This window comes from Acinetobacter sp. NBRC 110496, from assembly GCF_000876115.1.
Classification (GTDB): domain Bacteria; phylum Pseudomonadota; class Gammaproteobacteria; order Pseudomonadales; family Moraxellaceae; genus Acinetobacter.
The window spans coordinates 1-1,981 of sequence record NZ_BBTF01000121.1 but is presented as its reverse complement, the minus strand read 5'-3'; the positions used below and the strand labels follow the sequence as shown (position 1 = coordinate 1,981).

At 43.7% G+C, this 1,981-nt stretch carries 1 protein-coding gene and 1 tRNA gene; both read right to left on the bottom strand.

Going from position 1 to position 1,981, the window contains the following annotated elements:
* Window positions 1–103: 103 nt before the first annotated feature.
* Window positions 104–179 (bottom strand) — tRNA-Glu (locus tag Aba26S_RS20760).
* Window positions 180–389: 210 nt separating this feature from the next.
* Window positions 390–1,796, bottom strand: coding sequence for an amino acid permease (locus Aba26S_RS20755; RefSeq protein ID WP_043975066.1), 1,407 nt, complete (start codon window positions 1,794–1,796; stop codon window positions 390–392).
* Window positions 1,797–1,981: the final 185 nt, after the last annotated feature.

Here is a 1,981-nt window from a genome sequence, read left to right as displayed (position 1 = left end):
CATATCTGAGGATAGTTTACCTGAGCGGTATATGTAATACATACTGATCGCTAGGCCTAAATTCTTGGCAAAGATTTAATTCTTTGCTTTTCCTCGAATTTAGTGGCGTCCCTACGGGGATTCGAACCCCGGTTACCGCCGTGAAAGGGCGATGTCCTAGGCCTCTAGACGATAGGGACGTTTCAGAGGTGGGCGTATATTAGGGTGAATCGGGTGGGGTGTCAAACACTTTTCTCAAGAAAATCTAAAAAAAGTGGATAAGTGTTTAAAAATAAAACATCTTGTGGAATAAATAATCAAAAATAAGCAGTTAAGTAAAAATGTTGAGAAAATAATGTGTTTAAAAGGTAAAAAAAAATGCAGCTAAAGCTGCATTTTTTGAGGGTTGTTTATTTACGATCACGATAAAAAACATAATGGCTTAAATAGCAGGCTGCGATAAACAGCAAGCAGCCAATAAAGCCCGCCTGCATGTCTGGGTCTGCTGCCATACTCAAACCGGTAATGAAACAGAAGACAAAGCCTAAAATTGGCACAATCGGGTAAAGCGGTGCCGCAAATTTTAAATCTTTTGCTGAATGACCGGCTTTATACCACTGACGTCTAAAGTTAAACTGACTCCAGCAGATACTCATCCACACAATGACCATTGTGAAGGCTGCAACACCTAATAGATTTTTGAAAATTGTTTCAGGCGCAAAGTGTTCTGATAACAGGCCGGGAATCGCACCAAACATCGTGACGACCAGTGCAATTACAGGCGTACCACGTTTTGATAAACGGGAGAATACACTTGGTAGCTGGCGTTGATCGGACAAAGACCACATCATACGTGATGCCGCATACAGTCCTGAGTTTGCAGCCGAAAGAAGTGCGGTAATAATCACGAAACGGATAATGTCATCGGCATAAGGAATACCAATGTAGTTAAATACCGTCACAAAAGGACTACTACTCACGCCTTCACCGCCTAAGCCTGCAACTTGGAACGGCAGTAGGGCACTGATCACAATGATGGTACCGACAAAGAAAATTAATAGGCGCCAGATCGCTGCATTGATGGCTTTAGGCACGTTTTCAGCAGGGTCTTTGGTTTCACCTGCAGCAACCCCGATCAATTCTGTGCCCGAGAAAGCAAAGTTGACAATCAGCATGGTGGTAAAGATGGGGATCAGGCCTTGCGGGAACCAACCGTGCGCGGTCAGATTGTGGAACAGCGGGGCTGACTCGTAACCATTAAATGAGATCAAACCAAAAATCGCCAATAAGCCTAAAATAATGAAGGCAATGACGGTGACGACTTTAACCAAGGCTAACCAGAATTCCGACTCAGCAAACATTCGGGTTGAGGTCAGATTGAGTCCTAAAATGGTCACGGCAAAGATGATGGTCCAAACCCACATTGAAATATCAGGGAACCATTCCTGCATCAACAGGGCCGCAGCAGTAAATTCGGTGCCTAAGGTCGCGGTCCACGTGAGCCAGTAGACCCAGGAAATCATATAACCTGTGCCTGGACCAATATATTTTTGAGCGTATGCACCAAAAGATCCAGCAACAGGCATATGTACTGCAAGTTCACCTAAACAGAGCATGACCATGTAAGCAATTAAACCACCTAGGATATAGGCAATAATTGCACCCACAGGGCCAGTTTGAGCGATAACTTCACCAGAACCTAAAAATAAACCTGTACCAATTGCACCGCCTAAAGAAAGCATCACTAAATGGCGAGTGCTCATTGCACGTTTTAAAGTTTTTGATTCTGAATGCGTATTCGAGTTGGAAGATTGCATACGACAATTTGTCCAAGCATAGAGAAGCGGCTATTTTATGGAAAATTCGGAAATGTGCAATCTGATTGAAGAAGATTGTGAGAAAAATATAATTATTAGTATAAAGAATATGGCGTCCCTACGGGGATTCGAACCCCGGTTACCGCCGTGAAAGGGCGATGTCCTAGGCCTCTAGACGATAGGGA